Origin of the sequence: Carboxydothermus hydrogenoformans Z-2901, from assembly GCF_000012865.1 — a bacterium.
In the GTDB taxonomy this organism is placed as follows: Bacteria; Bacillota; Z-2901; order Carboxydothermales; family Carboxydothermaceae; genus Carboxydothermus; species Carboxydothermus hydrogenoformans.
This window is the reverse complement of sequence record NC_007503.1, coordinates 1,654,589-1,673,024: the sequence shown is the minus strand read 5'-3', so window position 1 is coordinate 1,673,024 and position 18,436 is coordinate 1,654,589. Positions and strand designations below refer to the sequence as shown.

The 18,436-nt window shown below is 41.7% G+C and carries 18 protein-coding genes and 1 pseudogene; 11 read left to right on the top strand and 8 right to left on the bottom strand.

Annotated features, from left to right (window positions below; translation table 11 throughout):
- Positions 1-157 precede the first annotated feature (157 nt).
- From CHY_RS08685 to CHY_RS08675, 3 genes are read left to right on the top strand one after another with little or no spacing between them, the layout of a single operon-like run.
- Positions 158-952 carry a TrmB family transcriptional regulator gene (locus CHY_RS08685; protein ID WP_011344759.1) on the top strand — a complete coding sequence of 265 codons (795 nt, stop codon included), beginning with the start codon at positions 158-160 and terminating at the stop codon, positions 950-952.
- Between the two features lie 13 nt (positions 953-965).
- Positions 966-2,531 carry a DHA2 family efflux MFS transporter permease subunit gene (locus CHY_RS08680; RefSeq protein ID WP_011344758.1) on the top strand — a complete coding sequence of 522 codons (1,566 nt, stop codon included), beginning with the start codon at positions 966-968 and terminating at the stop codon, positions 2,529-2,531.
- A 15-nt stretch (positions 2,532-2,546) separates the two neighbouring features.
- On the top strand, positions 2,547-3,632 hold the full coding sequence (locus tag CHY_RS08675; RefSeq protein ID WP_041537731.1) for an HlyD family secretion protein: 1,086 nt from the start codon (positions 2,547-2,549) through the stop codon (positions 3,630-3,632).
- Between the two features lie 17 nt (positions 3,633-3,649).
- Here the strand turns inward: CHY_RS08675 and CHY_RS08670 are convergent, their stop codons facing one another.
- Complete coding sequence (locus CHY_RS08670) at positions 3,650-4,033, bottom strand: helix-turn-helix domain-containing protein (protein WP_011344756.1); 384 nt, start codon at positions 4,031-4,033, stop codon at positions 3,650-3,652.
- Positions 4,034-4,170: 137 nt separating this feature from the next.
- Between CHY_RS08670 and CHY_RS08665 the strand changes: the two genes are divergently transcribed.
- The 8 genes and pseudogenes from CHY_RS08665 (at position 4,171) to CHY_RS08630 (ending at position 14,635) form a co-directional block, all read left to right on the top strand.
- Entirely contained in the window at positions 4,171-4,350 is a 180-nt protein-coding gene (locus CHY_RS08665; protein WP_011344754.1) for an aspartyl-phosphate phosphatase Spo0E family protein, read from the top strand.
- A gap of 204 nt (positions 4,351-4,554) precedes the next feature.
- Positions 4,555-5,091: a GGDEF domain-containing protein gene (locus tag CHY_RS08660; RefSeq protein ID WP_162485082.1), complete on the top strand. Its 537-nt coding sequence runs from the start codon at positions 4,555-4,557 to the stop codon at positions 5,089-5,091.
- A gap of 165 nt (positions 5,092-5,256) precedes the next feature.
- Entirely contained in the window at positions 5,257-6,243 is a 987-nt protein-coding gene (locus CHY_RS08655; RefSeq protein ID WP_011344751.1) for an ABC transporter substrate-binding protein, read from the top strand.
- A 17-nt stretch (positions 6,244-6,260) separates the two neighbouring features.
- Positions 6,261-8,069 (top strand): sensor histidine kinase, encoded by a 1,809-nt coding sequence (locus tag CHY_RS12805; protein WP_011344750.1) that lies wholly within the window; start codon positions 6,261-6,263, stop codon positions 8,067-8,069.
- Positions 8,053-9,384, top strand: a complete 1,332-nt coding sequence (locus CHY_RS08645; RefSeq protein WP_011344749.1) for a sigma-54-dependent transcriptional regulator — start codon at positions 8,053-8,055, stop codon at positions 9,382-9,384. The genes CHY_RS12805 and CHY_RS08645 overlap by 17 nt, the downstream gene beginning before the upstream one ends.
- A 243-nt stretch (positions 9,385-9,627) precedes the next feature.
- Positions 9,628-10,266: pseudogene (locus CHY_RS08640) on the top strand (4Fe-4S dicluster domain-containing protein); the annotation flags it as partial.
- A 27-nt stretch (positions 10,267-10,293) separates the two neighbouring features.
- Positions 10,294-11,526: an NrfD/PsrC family molybdoenzyme membrane anchor subunit gene (gene nrfD, locus CHY_RS08635; RefSeq protein WP_011344747.1), complete on the top strand. Its 1,233-nt coding sequence runs from the start codon at positions 10,294-10,296 to the stop codon at positions 11,524-11,526.
- A 1-nt stretch (position 11,527) separates the two neighbouring features.
- Positions 11,528-14,635 carry a molybdopterin-dependent oxidoreductase gene (locus CHY_RS08630; RefSeq protein ID WP_011344746.1) on the top strand — a complete coding sequence of 1,036 codons (3,108 nt, stop codon included), beginning with the start codon at positions 11,528-11,530 and terminating at the stop codon, positions 14,633-14,635.
- On the opposite strand, the gene CHY_RS08625 is transcribed toward CHY_RS08630, so the two are convergent.
- The 7 genes from CHY_RS08625 to CHY_RS08595 all read right to left on the bottom strand — a co-directional run bounded on the left by CHY_RS08625 (position 14,632) and on the right by CHY_RS08595 (position 18,369).
- Positions 14,632-15,558 carry a polysaccharide deacetylase family protein gene (locus CHY_RS08625; protein ID WP_011344745.1) on the bottom strand — a complete coding sequence of 309 codons (927 nt, stop codon included), beginning with the start codon at positions 15,556-15,558 and terminating at the stop codon, positions 14,632-14,634. The two genes, CHY_RS08630 and CHY_RS08625, sit on opposite strands and share 4 nt — an antisense overlap.
- Entirely contained in the window at positions 15,552-16,082 is a 531-nt protein-coding gene (locus CHY_RS08620; RefSeq protein WP_011344744.1) for an undecaprenyl-diphosphatase, read from the bottom strand. The genes CHY_RS08625 and CHY_RS08620 overlap by 7 nt, the downstream gene beginning before the upstream one ends.
- A complete protein-coding gene (locus tag CHY_RS08615; RefSeq protein WP_049752092.1) occupies positions 16,082-16,681 on the bottom strand; it encodes a polysaccharide deacetylase family protein in 600 nt (199 codons plus the stop codon). The genes CHY_RS08620 and CHY_RS08615 overlap by 1 nt, the downstream gene beginning before the upstream one ends.
- A gap of 198 nt (positions 16,682-16,879) precedes the next feature.
- A complete protein-coding gene (locus CHY_RS08610) occupies positions 16,880-17,119 on the bottom strand; it encodes a hypothetical protein (protein ID WP_041537730.1) in 240 nt (79 codons plus the stop codon).
- A 32-nt stretch (positions 17,120-17,151) separates the two neighbouring features.
- Positions 17,152-17,472, bottom strand: a complete 321-nt coding sequence (locus tag CHY_RS08605; RefSeq protein ID WP_011344741.1) for a hypothetical protein — start codon at positions 17,470-17,472, stop codon at positions 17,152-17,154.
- Between the two features lie 2 nt (positions 17,473-17,474).
- Positions 17,475-17,846: a hypothetical protein gene (locus tag CHY_RS08600; protein WP_011344740.1), complete on the bottom strand. Its 372-nt coding sequence runs from the start codon at positions 17,844-17,846 to the stop codon at positions 17,475-17,477.
- Positions 17,839-18,369 (bottom strand): RNA polymerase sigma factor, encoded by a 531-nt coding sequence (locus tag CHY_RS08595; RefSeq protein ID WP_011344739.1) that lies wholly within the window; start codon positions 18,367-18,369, stop codon positions 17,839-17,841. The genes CHY_RS08600 and CHY_RS08595 overlap by 8 nt, the downstream gene beginning before the upstream one ends.
- Positions 18,370-18,436 lie beyond the last annotated feature (67 nt).

Genomic DNA, 18,436 nt, shown 5'->3' with positions numbered 1-18,436 from the left:
AAGGTGTTGTGAACCTTTCAGGAAAGTGTTAAGGAGTTGTCAAGAATTACTGGGAAAGTTTTTTTAACTTGAAACAAGATTTTTCTTGCCTTTTTTCCGAATAGTAGCTAAAATTTTAAAGTAGTTATACATATAACTACTATGGAGGGAGATTTTATTGTTAGAAAAGTTAAAGGCTTTGGGCTTTAGTGAGTATGAGGCAAAAGCTTACCTTGCTTTACTAAACTTGGGGGAAGCTACCGGCTACGAGGTGGCCAAAAACTCCGGGATTCCCCGGTCAATGATATACCAGACCTTGAATAAGCTTATAGAAAAAGGTGCGGTGCAGAAAATTCAAGGTGAACCGGTAAAGTATCTGGCTGAACCGCCACCGGAATATTTGGAGCGGTTAAAAGAGGAGTTTTCCTTAAAAATTAGCGAAGCGAAAAAAGCTTTAGAAGCCTTAACTCCCCCAGGTGCGAAAGAAAGGGTAATCCATTTAAATGGTGAACAAATAGCCGGAAGAATTCGGGAAATGCTCCAGAAAGCAACGAAAAATATTAAATTACTGGCTTCAATGGCAATGGTTTTACCCTACCAGGAGCTGCTGGAAAACGCCAGGCAAAGGCAGGTGGCTGTCGAGTTAACATTGATTGGAAAGGGGGAAGAATTACAGGAATTTGATCCTGTAATCTTAACACCGGAAAAAACGGTTTTAAAAAAAAGAGGAAGCTTGGGGTTTCAGCTGATTATTGATGATGATGAGCTTCTTTTAGCTGAAGAAGGAGGGGAAAATGAGACTATTGGTATATGGACCAGGCATCCGGTAGTAGTCCATTTAGCAGAACACCATTTTTTCCATCATCATGACTTGCCCAAACTTTTTAATGCTTTTCTCAGTGAGATAGAACCAGAGGTTAAGGAACACTACTGGAAAAAGATTAAGGAGCTACAACAAAAACTTGAACTGTAAAGAGGGTGAGAGCTTGGAGCACCAGCGGCATAATTTTGGGGAAAATAAATGGCTTACCATGTTTGTGGTGGTTATAGGCACTTTCATGGCTATCCTCGACACCTCCATCGTCAATATTGCCATTCCCAAGATGATGCAGGTCTTTGCGGTGGGTACCGAAGAAATTCAGTGGGTTTTAACCGGTTATATGTTAGTGATGGGTGTGGTCATTCCCGTTACCGGCTACCTGGGCGATACTTACGGTTATAAAAGATTGTACATTGCTGCCCTCTTTTTCTTTACCTTGGGCTCTGCTTTATGTGGTTTTGCCTGGAGCAATAACTCGATGATTGCTGCCCGGGTAGTTCAGGCCATAGGCGGCGGGATGATGATGCCTGCGTCCATGACGATTATTTTCAATACCTTTCCCAAGGAAGAGCGGGGGATGGCGTTGGGGATCTGGGGGATATCGGTGATGGTAGCCCCGGCCATTGGTCCGACCTTAAGCGGCTATTTAGTGGAGTATTTTAACTGGCGGCTAATTTTTACCATTAACATTCCCATCGGTCTTTTTGGCATGGTCATGGCGCTTCTGTTTTTAAAAGAATCGGTGCGCCGGCCCCATGCTACCTTTGATTTACCAGGTTTTATCACCTCATCGGTGGGATTTTTTGCCCTCCTTTTAGCGCTGAGTAAAGGGACCGATTGGGGCTGGAGTTCGGCCAAAATACTGTTCCTTTTCTGGCTTTCTGCTTTATCGCTGACACTTTTTACTTATTTTGAACTTAAAAGCCCGGAGCCCCTTTTGGATTTAAGCGTTTTAAAAAATCCAACCTTTGCAATGAGTCTTGTCATTACCATGATTAATACCATGGGACTTTTTGGTGGCCTTTTTCTTTTTCCTATTTTCTTTGAAAATTTGCGGGGTTATCCGCCGATGGATACGGGGCTCATTATGCTTCCGGCGGCGTTGGCTTCGGGTTTGGTGATGCCTATTGCGGGACGTCTTTTTGACCGTTTTGGGGCAAAGCCGGTAGTGCTATTTGGATTAACCCTGGCGATTATAAGTTCCTATGGCCTATCTCTTACGCACATTAATACCGAACTCTGGTGGTTGCAAACTTTATTAATCATCCGGGCGATGGGGATTGGTTTTTCGATGATGCCGGTAAATACTGCTGGCATGAATGCTCTGCCTAATTATCAGGTGGGGAGGGCATCGGCCATCAATAATACCTTACGTCAGGTAAGTAGTTCTCTGGGGGTGGCGATTATCACCACAATTACCCAGCAACGGGTGGCTTTTCACACTGCCCGTATGGTGGAAGGCTTGAATCAGGCTTCTCCGGTATTTCAGAATACCGTTAATTTCCTTAAAAGTGGCTTGAGCTTTATGGGTGTTTCACCTCTTGTTTCGGTCAAAGGAGCTATGGGGGTAATTGCTATGCGACTTTATCAGGTAGCGTATGCCAAAGCGATTACCGATGCGATCTTGGTAACGGCTTTTATTATGGTTTTTGGGGTTATCCTTACTTTCTTTTTGAAAGAGGAAAGAAAAAACCAGGAAGAAAAAGAAAAATTACCTGTGGCGGAATTTTAAAGGGAGGTGCCGGAATTGAAGAAAAAGTTTTTAGCAATAGTTTTGGTTATTGTGCTTTTAGGAGCTGGTTATGGAATTTATGCTTACCTTGACAGTAAAAATTACGTTACTACCGATGATGCCAAGGTGACTGCCGATATTTACAGTATTGGCGGCAAAACCGGCGGTAAAGTAAAGGAAGTGAAAGTTCAGGAAGGTGATGAGGTAAAAGCAGGTGAGCTTTTAGTAAAATTTGAGGATGATTTAGCTAAAGCTCAGTTAGAGCAGGCCCAGGCGGGATTAAGTGCAGCTCAGATGCAGTTAAAAAAGGTGTTAAAAGGAGCCAGGGTTGAGGATGTAAACGCAGCCAGGGCTTTATATGAACAAGCGCTGGCTGGCTATAATGGGGCCAAGGAATCATACGAGCAGCTAAGTAAAGACATAGATGACCTTCAGAAAAAATATGATGCTGTAAAGCCCTTACTGGCAAATCCAGCTACCCCCCAGGAGGTAAAAGACCAGGCCAATGAACTTTTAAAGCAAATTGCCCAGTTAAAGTACCAGCAGTTAGCGGCCAAGACCCAAATGAATACCGCGCAAGCCGGCGTAAAAGCTGCTAAAAGTAAACTTGATCTGGCCCTAAACGGTGCCCAGCTCGAAGACGTCAAAGCGGTAGAAGCTCAAGTTAAAGCCCAGGAAGCAGCTTTAAAACTTGCCAAATTAAACCTGGATGCGACCGAGGTAAAAGCACCGGTAAAAGGTGAGGTAGTCAAAGTCTGGGTAAAGCCCGGGGAAATTTTGGCTCCAGGCCAGGCTGCCGTATCCCTGGCGGACTTTAATAACCTCTACGTTACCGCTAACATCCTGGAGAAAGAGATAAGCGGAGTTAAGGTTGGAGCTTCGGTTAAAATTTACGTGGATGCTTTGGGGGGGAAAGTCTTATCCGGCAAGGTTGAATCTATAGGCCGGGCAACCCAATCGACCTTTAACCTCTTTTCCGCTGACAGTTTTACCGGAAGCTTTACGAAGGTAAGTCAACGGATACCGGTAAAAATTAAGCTTTTGGAAAAGCCGGAAGGGCTTATTCCGGGGCTTTCGGTAACGGTTAAAATTAAAAAATAAGTAGAAAAGCCGGTCTCTTAAGGGACCGGCTTTTTACCCAGATAAGGGAGGATGGTTTTGATAAGCTTTTTGAACAATTCCAATTCATCATGGGAGCATTTAGAAAGCAAGCTTAGCAATTCTGGATCAAGATTTTGCAAAAAATTATAAAATGAAATATTTTCCTGAACTCCGGACGGTTCAAAAGGGGTACTTCCAAAGATAAGGTAATCTAAAGATACATGCAAGCACTGGGCGATGTTAACTAAGACGGGAAGGCTCATTTGCCGCTCTCCCCGTTCTAATTGTCCTACGTAATAATCCGAAAGCCCGAGAATTTCGGCAAATTCTTCCCGGGAAAGCTCAAGCTTTTCCCTTTCTTCCCGAATTCTTTGCCCGATAGCTTTAGTATTGATTTCCAAGTTTGCTCACTCCCTGTGGATATAACTTTATCGGAATTCTTTATAAAGAAAAATTTGCAATTAGCATAAAAATATTATTGGCAATTAGCATAAAATTATGTAAAATGATGTAAAAAAATATATCGGGAGTGAGCAGGGTGGGTAAAGTGGATAAAATTGAAGTTGCCAGAAATATCTTATATAACGCCGCCAGAATGAACATGAATAAAGAAATTATCCTAAAAATTAGTCAAAAAATAGATCAGTACATAGTGGAACATTTTAACAAAAACAGAAGTCAAAAAGACATTTTGGGAAAAGAGCAGATTGGCAAATAGCATAAAGATATTATTTGCAAAAAGCTTTTTATGTATTAAAATAAAAATATCTGAGGGTAATTTTGCTAAGTTGGGGGCAAAAAGGAAGTGCGAGCGGGAAGAAAGAGCTTGGCCTTTAATTTATTATTAATCGGAGGATTGCTTTTAACATTTATATTATATTTTTTAAAAAAGGATGGAGATTTGATCTGGAACTTTTTTTTAATGTTTCAGGTAATTTGGGCCATAGGGCTTAGTTTGCTTTTTAAAGAAGTAAGCGTTCAAGCAAATACCGACGCGCTTACCGGGCTATTTAATCGAAATTATTTTAATGAGAAGTTATACAATATAAAAACCAAAGGTCCAATTTCCTTAATTTTACTCGACCTTGATAATTTTAAAAATATAAACGACCTTTACGGGCACCTTGCAGGAGATACAGTATTGCAAAAGGTTGCCGAGATTCTAAAAAATGTTACCAGAAAAGTAGATATTATCGTGCGCTGGGGTGGAGATGAATTTGCGGTTGTGCTTTGGGAAACTACAGAACAGGAAGCTTTAAATATTGCCCAACGCATTAAAACCCAGATAGAAAATTATGATTTTGTTTTTGGGCAAAGTCGTGTTAGAATTTCCGTAAGTATTGGTATTGCTTCAATGCAGGAAAGCGACTTAAACGATAAAGACCAGCTTTTTAAAACTGCTGATGAGGCGCTTTATTTAGCCAAAGGAAAAAAGAAATTAATTACAGTAAGCACTTAAGGCCAAGATTAAATGATTTTGTAAATAAAAAGAGGCTTCAGGGAAACCAGGAGCCTCTTTTTTTCTTAGGTGTTAATGGTTTTGTAGTACTGTGGGGACAGCCCTTTTTGCGTATTCTGTGCTATTATAAGAGCAAGAACTGTTGTTAGAAAGAGGTGTTTTAGCATGGTGAAAAAAATTACCTTTTTAGGATTAATAATCGGAATAATTTTTATAGCAGGCTGCGAGGTCGGTGCCCAACCGGAGAAAGCCAAATGGACTGTAGGGATCTTAGCTGCCAGCGGTATAAAGGCGGAAAAAATCGTGGGTCTTAAGCAAGGTTTAGCGGATTTAGGGATTATCGAGGGAAAAGATATTAACTATATTATTTTAAATGCCGAAGGTGAGCGGGAACAGCTGTTGCCTTTAGCCCGAAAGTTAGTCCAGGAGAAGCCGGATGTGCTGGTCGCCACCGGAGGTGTGGAAGCGGATGCCCTGAAAAGAGCAGCTAAGGATCAAGACACTCCCATTGTTTTTATCGGAGCTGCTTCTTCGGTAGAAGGTGGTCTGGTAAAAAGCTTTATCGAACCGGGAGGACAAATTACCGGGGTGGATAATTATCATGCGGAGCTGGCCGGAAAAAGGCTGGAGTTGTTGAAGAAGTTGCTGCCGTCGGTGAACAAGGTTATCGTTCTTTATGACCCTAAGGTACCTCCCAGTTATACCAGTTTGAAAATTGTTAAAGATACAGCAAAAGATTTGGGAATAGAAATAAAAACCATAGCAGTAAGTTCACGGGCTGAATTTAAAACGAAATTGAACCAACATTCCCTAAAAGGATTTGATGCTATTCTTCCTTTATCCAGTTTTTTGCTGGAAACTTTAACCCAGGATTTATTAAACCTTTCTCTGCAATATAAGATTCCGGTTATGGGTATTTTTGAGCAGGAGGCGGACCGGGGTTATTTTGCCGCTTATGGAGTTTCCATGTACAACCAGGGGTATCAGGGAGCCAGGATTGTAGCCAAAGTACTCCAGGGCCAGCAACCGGAACAGATTCCTGTAGAAACACCGGATAATCTGGAATTGGTGGTAAATCTGCGTACAGCAAAGAAGTTAGGACTTAAGCTTAATGCAACCGGATTGAGTTTTGCTAAAACTGTAATTAAGTAAAATTGAGGCGATTTGCGATGAAATTTTGGAAAAGGATAAAAATTAAGGTTTTAGCCTTTGGTATTCTTATGTCCATTATACCTCTGGTGTCACTGGCCTATCTAAATGTTCGGGCAGCCGAAAAGGATTTACTGGTATCCATTCAGCAGCGGAATACTGATCTGGTAAAAGGAATAGCTATGGATATCGGTCAGTTGATTTCCGAAATAGAAGATAAAATTTCCGCTGCCGGTAATGTTTTCGGGGAAGCGCTTTTGCAGCAGAACCGGGAAAGCCAGGAAAAATTCCTTTATATCTTTTTACGGGATATACCGGCCGTTGAAGATATTAGTCTTCTGGACGAGCGGGGAAGAGAAGTTGCCCGGGTTTCCAAACGGGAAGTAATTACTCCCCAAAAACTGTCCCAAGTAGATCCGGAACTCTTAAGCAAAGAAGGAATGGTCAAAAGCTATCAGACTGCTGACCGGCGAACCATGGTCAGTTTAATTATCCCGGTGAAAAGTTTGTTGACCCGGGAAATTAAAGGTGGTTTTTATGTTCAGGTTAATTTAAGGCCTGTTATGAATACCGTCCTGGCCAAGTACGGTAACCAAGACGGCGACATTTTTGTGGTTAATAATGATGGGAAATTAATTGCCCATGAAGATTTCAGTCAGGTTTTAAGACAAACTCCGGTAAACTCCAGCCTTGCTGTCCGCCGTTTTATGGAAGGAAAGGAATATGAAGGTACGTTGCCTTTAAGATATGTTTCTTTTAACGGCGAGAAAGTATTGGGGGTTTATGCACCTATAAAAAAATTAGGGTGGGCAGCGGTTATGGAAATCCCGGTTCGTGAAGCTTACAAACCCATTACTGCTTTGAAGTTTAAGTTTCTAATAATAACATTTTTTGTGGTAGTGTTGGTTGTGATAACCAGTATTCTTTTTGCTTTGCGTTTTACGAAACCTATTGAAGTTTTAGAACAGGGAGCCAGGCGGGTGGCTGCCGGAGACCTGAACTTTGTTTTACCCAAAACTACCGATGATGAAATCGGGCAATTGGTAGATGCTTTTAACTTTATGACGCAACAGATAAAACAAAAATCTGCAGAACTTATTCAAACGGAAAAAATGGCGGCTTTAGGGTTACTGGCTGCCGGAGTAGCCCATGAAATTAATAACCCTTTAGCTACTGTTTCGGCTTATGCTGAAGACCTGTTGGAGAGGATTGCTGAAGAAGATGTAAGGGAGCTTCACCGCTCCGGGGAATTGGCGAGATACTTACAGGTAATCGGTAAACAGATCGAAAGGTGTAAAAAAATTACCGGAAGTTTGTTAAATTTTGCCAGACAACCTGCCGGTCATATGATTGACATAAATCTTAACGAATTGCTGGAAGATACTTTGGCCCTGGTTAATCACCGGATTAAACAACTTGGCATTCAGGTTGAGAAGGAATTTAATGTAGATTTGCCTGTGGTTAAAGGGGACCTCTCCCAGCTACAACAGGTTTTGCTCAATATTATCGGTAATGCTCTGGATGCTATGGAAACAACAGGAGGACGGCTTAAACTGGTTACTGAAAAAAGAGAAAAAGATTTAGTAATTAAAATAATCGACACCGGAACAGGCATTGCCCAGGAGGAGCTGAAGAGAGTTTTTGATCCTTTCTATACTACAAAACCGTTGGGTAAAGGTACCGGACTGGGACTATCCATTTGTTACGGTATTGTTAAAGAAATGAAGGGGGATATCCAAATTAGCAGCAGTTTAGGTAAGGGAACAACGGTAACTATTATTTTGCCGATGGAGCGGAAAGAAGGTGAGAAAGATGAAGGAAACAATTAAAGTTCTGGTAGTTGATGATGAGGAAAATTTTCGGGATTTGCTTATTCAACGGTTAACCCGGAAAGGCTATGAAGTTAAGGGAGCGGCAACCGGTGAAGAGGCTCTCCAATTTTTAAAGGAAGAAACTTTTCATTTAGCAATTTTTGATATTAAGATGCCGGGAATTGATGGAATAGAACTGCTGCAACGGGCCAGGCAATTAGATGAAAATCTTCAGGTGATTATCCTTACCGGGCACGGTACCATAGAATCGGCTATTGGAGCGATGAAGCTTGGGGCGTATGATTATTTAACCAAACCCTGTAATCTGGCAGAGCTGGAAATTACCCTGCAAAAAGCTTACGAGAAAAGGCAGTTACTGGAAGAAAATTTGGGGATGAAAGAAGTTTTGCTAAGGGATAGAAGTTCCAAAGTAATTGTAGGTAAAAGTAAAGCCATTACCAGGGTGCTGGAGTTAGCGAAAAAGGTGGCGGCTTCCGACTCACCGGTGCTGATTGAGGGAGAAAGCGGTACCGGTAAGGAATTAATTGTCAATGCGATTCACCAGTGGAGTAGTAGAGCCCAACAACCGTTAATAGCTATCAACTCCGGAGCCCTACCGGCCCAACTTCTGGAAAGCGAGCTCTTCGGTTATGAAAAAGGGGCTTTTACCGGAGCCATAACTACAAAAATCGGTTTAATTGAAAGCGCTCACCGCGGGACTCTGTTTTTAGATGAAATCGGGGAAATGGAACTGGGATTACAGGTAAAACTTTTGCGGTTTCTGGAAACCGGTGAATTCCGGCGAGTTGGTGATATACGCTTACGCAAAGTGGATGTTCGGGTAATAGCGGCTACCAACCGGAATCTGGAGGAAGAAGTGGCGAAAGGTAATTTCCGGGAAGATTTATATTACCGGCTGAATGTTATTAAGATACGGGTTCCGCCTCTGCGGGAGCGAAAAGAAGATATTCCCTTACTGGTTGAGTACTTTTTGCAAAAGGCGGGTAACGGGGTAAAAAAGGAACTTACTCCGGAGGCTTTGCAGGCACTTATGAGTTACGATTATCCCGGGAATGTTCGGGAACTTTTCAATATCCTGGAACGGGGGCTGTTGCTCAGCACCGGGGATAAAATCCAAAAGGAAGACCTTTTTGGCTGTCTTCCCCGGGAAGAGGCACCGAAGAAGATTTATACTCTGGAAGAAATGGAAAAAAGATATATTAAACAGGTTTTAGAGGCGGTTCAATGGAATAAAACCAAGGCCGCCGAACTTTTAGGAATTAGCGTCCGCAATCTTTATCGTAAAATTGAGGAATACCAATTAAAGAAATAACTTAAAACGTGACTTGCCATCCATGACATTTTGTCACAGCAAATGACAAATTGTCATGGATTTTTTTTATCTCTATCCCGATTTTTGAGCCTTTTGGGATTGGTATAGTTTTTGCTTAAAAAGTTTATGAAAAATTAAACTCTCCGGAGAGGGATATTTGTGAGATATTGTTCAAGTAACACCGGTCTTTTACGATTAAATTTTACAACCTATTTAGTTGTTTGGAAAGGAGAATAAGCAGTGAGCTCAGACAAGAAATGGGCAATGGTAATTGATTTGCAAAAATGTATTGGCTGTGATACCTGTACGGTGGCCTGCAAAGCCGAAAACCGTACGCCACCGGGAATATCGTACAATGTTGTCATTGAAGAGGAGAAGGGGATTTTCCCCAATGTTACTAAAATTCATATTCCAAGACCGTGTATGCAATGTGACCGACCTGCTTGTGTTCAAGTTTGTCCGGTAAAAGCAACCTATAAAATGGAAAACGGAATTGTTGCCATCGACTATGACCGCTGTATTGGTTGCCGCTATTGTGTTGTAAGCTGTCCTTACGGAGCCAGGTCTTTTGATTTTGGTGAGGATTACAGCCGGGAGATGATTGGCTACAACGAAGTGCAGGCGCCGGAATACGGTATCTACCGCGGCAAACGGGAGAAAGGTAAATCGCCAATAGGGAATGTTCGCAAATGTATGTTTTGCTACCACCGGTTACAGCGAGGAGAAGAACCGGCCTGTGTTGAGGTTTGTTTGGGAGATGCCCGTTATTTTGGCGATCTTAACGATCCGGAAAGTGTGGTATCCAAATTAGCTGCAAGCCCCAGGGCCTTCGTTCTTCAGGAAGAAATGGGAACCAAACCAAGGGTCATTTATCTGAAATAAATTAAAAAGAGGGAGGATGAGGGTGCGGTGAAAAGCAGCATACGATTGACTAAAGCCTGGTATGGGGTACTCGTTATATTAATGGCGCTCGGTGGCTGGGCGATTATCGAACGAATTCGAGGCGGTTTGGCCGTTACTAATTTGACCAGTACTACGCCCTGGGGAGCCTGGGTAGCCTTTTATATCTTTTTTGTGGGTTTAAGTGCCGGTTCTTTTCTTCTCTCGACTATGATTTTTGTGTTTAAAATGGAACAATATGAGAAAATTGGTCGGGATGCTTTGCTGGTTGCCATTCTCAGCATGGTTTTAGCTATGTGTTTTATTTTGATAGATTTGGGAAGAATGGAGCGCTTCTGGCATGCTTTACGTTACTGGAATTTCACCAGTATCCTGGCCTGGGAAGTTCGGTTTTATGTAGTTTATATTGGTTTATTAATGGCTGAACTTTATTTTTCCATGCGACAGGATTTAATTCGGGTTGCTCAAGGCAGTGGGTGGCAAGCAGCTTTAGCCCGTTTTCTTACCTTTGGCAGTACCGACCTGACCGCTGCTTCCAAACAGCGGGACCATCGTTTGTTGAAAATATTAGGTTCAATAGGAATTCCCGTTGCTATTTTTGGAGTCCACGGCGGAACGGGAACGCTTTTCGCAGTAGCCAAGGCTCGACCTTTTTGGAATAGCGGGCTTTTTCCGGTAATCTTTGTGGTTTCGGCTTTGGTTTCGGGAACCGCGTTATTACTGGCAATTTATGTGATCCGGAGCAAAGTGGTGGGGCGTGAGGTAGATAAGGAAATGGTTAAGTCCCTGGCGGGACTCTTAACCCTTTTTCTATTTATCGATTTAGGCTTGGAATTTTACGAATTTTTTGTGGGCGCCTATGGACTCCAATATACGGAACTGGCTACCATCGAAACTATTTTTCGGAGTCCGTTTTCCTGGTCGTTCTGGTGGATACAGCTGTTTCTGGGAGTAGTTGTTCCACTGTTTATTTTCTTTCACCCCAGGCTGAAAGAATCGGTAAATGCTATTGCCCTGGCGGCTATTTTGGTGGTAATCGGCATTTTAGGCGTACGGTTTAATATTGTGGTACCCGCTTTAATTGTCCCGGTGTTGCCGGGATTGCCCTGGGGTTATTATTATCCTACGCTTGTTGAATGGCTTAGTAGTTTAGGAATAGTGGCTTTCGGTCTGTTTTTATATACAGTGGCAATTAAAGCATTACCAATAGATACCGTTGAAGAATTAAGGGAGGGAAAATAATATGGATCAACAAAAGAAGCCGGTTAAAATCAGCCGAAGAAGTTTTCTTAAAACCAGCGCTGTTCTGGCGGGAGTAGGTTTGGTAGCTCCCGCAGCCTTGGGGTCTGAGCAGTCGGCGGTTGAATCCTGGTTTTTAGATGATCCTCACGGGACGGGCCAAGATGTCCTGGATTACGGTGCCGAAGATGTTATTTATACCACCTGCGAACAGTGTAATACCCATTGTACTATAAAAGCGGTTATAACCCCTGCTAAAGGAAACGGTCCTACTTCTTATATCAGAAAGATAGCCGGCAACCCTTATAGTCCGCTTAACATGCAACCTTTTGGTCAGATTCCGTACAATACTCCTGTGGATGAAGCAGCAAAAGGTAGCGGTGATATAGCCAAGGAGGGAAGAGGCTTTAGGGGTGGACGGACCTGTCTTAAAGGCCAGGCCGGTATCCAAACTGCTTATGATGCTTTGCGAGTGCAAAAGCCTCTAAAAAGGGTTGGCCCCCGGGGAAGCGGTCAATGGCAAAGTATTAGCTGGGAACAAGCGTTAAAGGAAATTGTCTATGGCAGCCCCGATCTGGGAACTCCAGGGCTAAAGAGCATCTGGGCCTTTGTTCCCGAAGAGAAGGTAATGGCCGATTGGGAAAAAGTGAAAAAAGGAGAGATGTCCCAGGAAGAATTTGATGCGAAATATAAAGATGTGCTTATCGATACTAAACATCCGGATTTGGGCCCCAAGGCCAATCAAATTGTAGGTTTTTTTGGAGACCGGCGGGATTTTTTCAAAGAACGTTTCTGGAGCCAAACCCTTGGCAGCATTAATAGCCTTGATCATGGTGGAATTTGTGGTGTTAACGGTGTAATCGGAAATGTACAGTCTTTTAACACAGAAAAACCGAAAAAGCGCATGTACGCCGATGTGGATAATGCTGAGTTTCTCATTGTCTGGGGAACCGACCCGCTGGTGGCCAATAAAGGGCCAACTTGGCTTGCGCCCAAAATTATGAATGCTCTTAAAAGAGGGATGAAGCTGGCGGTGGTGGACCCAAGATTGAGCCGGATTGCTGAAAAGGCACACATCTGGGTACCGATAAAACCGGGAACCGACGCGGCTTTAGCTCTGGGTATGGCCCGCTGGATTATAGAAAACAAGCGTTATGACTTAAGATACTTAACCAATCCCAACAAGGAGGCAGCAAAAGCTGACGGGGAACCGACCTGGTCCGATGCAACTTATTTGGTCAATCTGACCGCAAAAGGAAAGCCAAAGCTAAGGGCCAGTGATCTTGGGATTGGAACTAAAGAACAGTTTGTGGTAATCCAGAATGGCAAGCCAGTACCCCATGACCAGGCTACCGAAGGACAATTGGAAGTGGATACTGTTATTAACGGTATCCATGTCAAGTCGGTGTTTACCCTGTTTAAAGAGCGGGTTATGGAGTACACCATTGAGGAATATGCCAAGATTTGCGAAATCGACCCTCAGCTGATTATCGAACTGGCCCGGGAGTTTACTTCCCATGGGAAAAAAGCGGCTATAACCTCCTACCGGGGTCCGGCGATGCATACCAATGGCTTCTATAATCTCCGGGCTATTAACTGCCTTAACCACCTGATCGGCAACTATGACTGGAAAGGGGGCAGTATGAGCACCGGAGCGAAGTTCAATCCTTTCGAGGGCAGGTATGATCTGTTAAAAGTGCCGAAAGGATTTAAAGCCTGGGGCATTCCGCTGGTACGTAACAAGGTTGCCTATGAAAAGACAACTCTTTTTGAGCGGGATGGTTACCCGGCCAAGCGTCCCTGGTTTCAGTACTCCGGAAATAACATTCAGGAGGCCTTACCCAGTGCTGCTGAAGGTTATCCATACCCTATCAAAGCCCTGTTCATTCACCGGATTTCTCCTTTATTATCGGTACCGGTGGGAAAAGCTCATAAAGAGATCTTAAAAGACCAGAAAGCTATTCCCCTTTTGGTGGTATCCGATGTGGTAATCAGTGAAACAGCTACTTATGCCGATTATATTTTGCCCGATTTAACTTATCTGGAACGCTGGGGCTTTGAAACCATCTACCCCAATTTTCCCCTGAAAGAAACCCATATTCAACAGCCGGTAACCCGGGTTTATCCTGAAGCCCGGCAGATGGAGGACTTCTTTATTGAGCTGGCCAAGGAGTTAAAGCTGCCGGGGGTGGGAGCCGGGGCTTTTCCGGACGGCAGTTCCCTGGACAGAGCCGAGGACTTTTACCTGAAGCTGGTGGCGAATATTGCCTATGATGGAAAGGAGCCGGTACCGGAAGCGGATGATAAAGAACTGTTAATCTTTGAAAGGGCAAGGAAAAAAGCGTTGGGGAAGTTTTTTGATCTGGAGGCCTGGAAACGGGCGGTAAAGCCGGAAGAGTGGCGCCGGGTGGTCTATGTTCTTAATCGGGGAGGTAGATTTGAAGAAAAGGGGAATGAATATGATGGTCCGTACCTTAAGTATAAATTAGCTTCTGAGGTTAATTTTTACTCCGAAAAAGTGGCTAAAGGTAAGCACTCCTATACCGGCAAGCCTTTTGATGGTCTTCCCCGAATTGAAGAAATCACCCATTACAATGGACAAAGGGTGGAAAATGAGGGTTATCCCCTAATTTTAATTACCTGGAAGGCAAGACATATCGGAACTCACCGTAATATTAGCGATGCTTGGTTACGGGAAATTGAGGCGGAAAATTACGTTTGGATTAATCCGGAAGATGCTAAAAAACGCGGGATTAACTCCGGAGATACCATCAAAATTATATCTCCAAACTTTGAAGTGCAAGGTAAGGCCCTGGTAACTAATGGCATTAAACCCGGAGTAGTGGGATGCAGTTATAATTACGGCCACTTTGCTTATGGCGCAGCACCGGTGATAATTGACGGCAAAAAGATACCTGCCGTTCAACCTTACGGTCATACAAAATGGGTAGCTGGAGTTAGTGATACCGGATTTGCGTTGGGCAGAGGTACCGGTTTTTCGGTAAATGATGTTCAATTAGTGGATGTGGCCTTGAAAAATGCTTGTTTGTCCGATCCTATTGGCGGCGGAGCCAGTGAATTGGATACCAGAGTGGAAATAATCAAGGTTTAAGTTTTTGAAAAATCAGGCTTCTGGGCAGAACCAGAAGCCTTTTTAATTATAAAATCCAGAATATTAGAGTATTTTACAAGATTTAATTTCATTAGAAGTATTTTTCCGCGCAGGGAATCGGTTACCAAAATACGCTTTACGGTAAAGGGGTTATTATTTTGCGGAATATTGCCAGCTAAAGCTATTTTAAATCCATTTTCTTTAAGACGACTTATAAACCAGGTATTATAGTTGCCGTGGGGATAGCAAAAGATTTCTGGTCTAATTCCTGTTTCATATGAAATGTGCTCAACGGAGAGCATTAAGTCTTTATTTACCCTTTTTTCAGCTTCCTGCCATGTTTCCATTCTTTTTTGATTTGCAAGATAAATTGGTCCTAAAAAGGGATAATTTTTCTTTTTATTTTTACCGGTAATAACTTTATTATGGCTATCGTAGGTATGAGAGCCAAAATAGATTAAACCGGACTTGGCCATTTCTCGAACTTCAGCCCAGTTTAGATAGCCTTTTATGGGATCGTTATGGTTTTTTGCCTGGTCAATACGGGCAACAATTAAGTTAATTTCGGCCGGAATCCGGTATTTTTTTAGAATAGGGAAAGCATACAGGTAATTGTTGCGGTAGCCGTCATCAAAGGTTATTAAAAATTCTTTCCCGGATGGTTTATAGCCGTTATAGTAAAAGTCAATAAGCTTTTCGGCAGAGATGGGTTTGTAGCCGGCATTTAATAAAGTTTTTATCTGGTTTTCAAAGGTTTCAACCCTGATATTGTAAAGATGATTAACTTTACCCCAGGCATTATCTGGAACTACTCCGTGATATTCCAGGACCAGAATACTGGAAGAAGAGGAAGAAGGCGTGCATCCGGAAAAGATAAAAATAAAAAGGAAAAGCAAAAATGCGGCAAAAACTTTTCTTAACATTTGATATCCCTTCTTTTGCCAGATAGATAATATTGCTCTAAAAGGAGCCTTGAAAAGTTCACAAATGTTCCTAATAACATTCCGCCAATTACATCTGAAGGGTAATGGTGGCCTACATAGATCCGGGAAAAGGCCATTAAAAGCGAATAAACAATTGCCAGCAATCCTAAAGAAGGGGAAAGGGTGTAAATGCCAAGGGCTAAAGTGAAACCTCCCGTTACATGGTTGGACGGGAAGGAGCTGTCCGGCTGGTGGGCATACAATAAATGAACTTTATGGCTAATAAAAGGACGGGGGCGATAATAGATTTTGCCGGTAATACCAGCGATACCTAAGGCAATTAACCCGGTGAAGCCAATCTTAAATACCTCGATTTTTGCTTTTTTTGAACCGGTTAAAAAGATTCCTAAAAGGATTAATCCGTAAAAAAATATGCCGTATTTGGAAATGTAAATCATAAGTTTATCTAATACGATACTATGACCGGCAAGATTATTGATTGCCTGGAAAATTGTATAGTCCATTATTTCACTCCTAAACTGTGAAGCTGGTTTATGGTTACAAACTGATACCCTGCATCTTTATATTGTTTAATCACCTGCGGCAGCGCTTTAATAGTTTTACTGCGGTCAAGGCGGCCGTCATGGGCTAAAATTATTACTTTATTTTTAGGTACTAAAAAATTTGTTTTCTTTTTATCTATTACACTTTCGACGCAAATATCCCACATTACCAGGGTTTTCTTATTTCGAGCTAAAATTTTATAAAGGTAAACCGGGCGACGCCCGCGGGGTGGGCGAAAAAATGCAGGAGTATAGTGAGTTTTTGCATATACCACTGCATCGGTTTTTTTGATTTCTAAATCTAAATTGGTATTGTCCGTAAAATAATTAAGAACCGGATGGGTATAAGTGTGGTTTTCAATTTCATTGCCCTGAAAATAAATTTCTTTTATTAAATCCGGGTATTTGGCAGCGTTTTGGCCGACAACAAAAAAGGTTGCTGGAATCTTTTCTTTTCTTAATATTTTTAAGACCTGCGGTGTAAAGCGCGGATCAGGACCGTCATCAAAGGTCAGGGCACAATATTTTTTAGGTGGTGCGGGCTTTGTTACTGTTTTCATGTTGCCAAGGATCCGAAAGTGAGGTATCGAGAATAAACTTAAGAGAAGTAGAATAATCGTAACAAGTTTTCTGTACCTGTTTACCATACAAATCTTTCCTTTAACAATATTAATTTGCTATAATATTAACTTAAAGGAAGGGGTTTTACCCCCTTCCTGTGGTTGAGGGAGGCTAGGGAGTTATTTCCTTAGCCTTCTTTATTTTTTTGATTTTGGAGCAGTTTTTTTGTTAGTCTTTGTAACTTTTGTGGCTTTTGTTTTTTTAGTTTGGCTTGCTTGTTTTTTTGCTACATTTTTTGTTTTATTGGTTTTAACAATTTGTACTTTAGCGGTTTTAACGGTGTTGGTTGCTGCTTTTTTTGCTGTGTTAGCCAGTACGGCTAAAGGACTGGTTAACAACATGCCGAGAACAATTAAAACAGACAAAAACCTTTTCATTTTACCACCTCCTTCTTTTTGTGATTTAATATCTAATTATCCATCAAATGGATAATTAGTGCCTCAATGTCTCCATCAAATTCCCTTTTGCCCAATACTACCAATCTTTGTTTGGGTTTAAGCCGAGCTTTGGGGACTAAAGACTTATTAAAATAAATTTTGGTATTTTGGGTGATTTCAATTTTTTTAAGGATGTGCTTTTCTTGCAAAGTTATGTGGTCATTAGCAACTGATCTTACAGTTCCTACCAAGCTAACGGTGTCATTGGTTTTAGCGTAGTAGTACTTATAAAAGCTACCAAGAAGGGCAAAAACCAGTAACAGCAAAAAGATTAATTTCAAAAACTTTTTCATTTTTACAACTCCTTCTGAATTAGAACTAAATTTAACTGGCTTTCAAAAAGCTTGAAGCGTTTACTGGAAAAGGAGATAAAGAGAAAAGTTAACAGAATTAAGAAGAAAATTTCAAAAGGAAAACGTTCCATTAAAGCTTCAAAATAGTAAACAACCTTTTCTCCAAATAAAACGCCGTCTCTTATAGCTGCATAAAAGATAAGGTGCAGGCGACTTTTGAAGAAATGAAGGATGAAGGCGGCAGTTTCTAAAACAAGAAAACTTAAAAGCATAAAATAAAAAGACAGCCAGAACTTTAATTTACGGTAGATTATTAAACGCCTTTGTTGGTAAGCGTATTCAATAATTTTTTGGGCGATATTCGGGTCAATCATTTTTATTTCCCCCCAGTAATAATGACTTTAAAATTTCCCGTCCCCGGTACAGCCAGGATTTTACCGTGTTTTCCGGGTTTTTAGTGATTAAACTTATTTCTTTGATGCTTTTCGCTTCGAAATAAAATAATTTAAGAGCTGTTTGGTATTTTTCCGGAAGTTCTTTTAGTAATTCTTCTACCTCGGACTTTTCAAGACTGAAGCTTACTTCGCCAGGAGGCTTATCAAGGATTTTTTGAAAAATATGTTTGTCTTTTTGTTTTTTTCGCAAATAGTGATTTAGTTCATTGCGGGCAATGGTAAAAAGCCAGGTTTCAAAGTTTTCTGCCATCTTTAACTTTTTGATGTTTAATAATACCTTAACAAAAACTTCCTGGGTTAAGTCCAGGGCAATATCTTCGTCCTGGAGTTTTCCCTTGAAAAAATTTAAAACTTTTTGGTAATAGATGTGGACTAAGATTTCAAAAGCCCGGTCATCACCATTTTTTGCTTTAACTATTATCGGGATTAACTTAACATCCATCTACACTCAACTCATTTCTCTAAAAATATAGAGGAGATTTTTTTAACTAAAGTTGCAGTTAATAATT

Excerpts from the sequence above, each read along its gene's own strand:
- CHY_RS08645 (WP_011344749.1), top strand. The coding sequence starts at position 8,053 with ATGAAGGAAACAATTAAAGTTCTGGTAGTTGATGATGAGGAAAATTTT.
- CHY_RS08655 (WP_011344751.1), top strand. The coding sequence starts at position 5,257 with ATGGTGAAAAAAATTACCTTTTTAGGATTAATAATCGGAATAATTTTT.
- CHY_RS08660 (WP_162485082.1), top strand. The coding sequence starts at position 4,555 with ATGTTTCAGGTAATTTGGGCCATAGGGCTTAGTTTGCTTTTTAAAGAA.
- CHY_RS12805 (WP_011344750.1), top strand. The coding sequence starts at position 6,261 with ATGAAATTTTGGAAAAGGATAAAAATTAAGGTTTTAGCCTTTGGTATT.
- CHY_RS08615 (WP_049752092.1), bottom strand. The coding sequence starts at position 16,681 with ATGAAAACAGTAACAAAGCCCGCACCACCTAAAAAATATTGTGCCCTG.
- CHY_RS08625 (WP_011344745.1), bottom strand. The coding sequence starts at position 15,558 with ATGTTAAGAAAAGTTTTTGCCGCATTTTTGCTTTTCCTTTTTATTTTT.
- CHY_RS08620 (WP_011344744.1), bottom strand. The coding sequence starts at position 16,082 with ATGGACTATACAATTTTCCAGGCAATCAATAATCTTGCCGGTCATAGT.
- CHY_RS08630 (WP_011344746.1), top strand. The coding sequence starts at position 11,528 with ATGGATCAACAAAAGAAGCCGGTTAAAATCAGCCGAAGAAGTTTTCTT.
- CHY_RS08605 (WP_011344741.1), bottom strand. The coding sequence starts at position 17,472 with ATGAAAAAGTTTTTGAAATTAATCTTTTTGCTGTTACTGGTTTTTGCC.
- CHY_RS08600 (WP_011344740.1), bottom strand. The coding sequence starts at position 17,846 with ATGATTGACCCGAATATCGCCCAAAAAATTATTGAATACGCTTACCAA.
- CHY_RS08595 (WP_011344739.1), bottom strand. The coding sequence starts at position 18,369 with ATGGATGTTAAGTTAATCCCGATAATAGTTAAAGCAAAAAATGGTGAT.
- CHY_RS08610 (WP_041537730.1), bottom strand. The coding sequence starts at position 17,119 with ATGAAAAGGTTTTTGTCTGTTTTAATTGTTCTCGGCATGTTGTTAACC.